The sequence below is a fragment of the Winogradskyella ouciana genome (assembly GCF_009709615.1).
Lineage (GTDB): Bacteria > Bacteroidota > Bacteroidia > Flavobacteriales > Flavobacteriaceae > Winogradskyella > Winogradskyella ouciana.
On sequence record NZ_WJYA01000321.1, the window covers coordinates 1 to 232 of the forward strand.

Annotated in this window: 1 protein-coding gene; it reads left to right on the top strand. The window is 45.3% G+C overall.

What is annotated here, in order from left to right:
- A partial coding sequence (locus F1003_RS16480; protein WP_202913952.1) for an N-acetylneuraminate synthase family protein occupies positions 1-232 on the top strand: 232 nt, incomplete at both ends.

Genomic DNA, 232 nt, shown 5'->3' on the forward strand with positions numbered 1-232 from the left:
GATATTTTCTTCCCCCTTTGACACAATAGCGGTGGACTTATTGGAGGATTTAAATGCCCCAGCCTATAAGGTAGCCTCGTTTGAGGTCATCGATTTACCTTTGATCCGTTACATTGCCTCTACGGGAAAGCCGATGATTATGTCTACCGGTTTGGCGAATAAAGAGGAGATTGCTGAGGCCGTTCAAACGGCGAAAGATGCTGGATGTAAAGAGCTAGCGATATTGCATTGT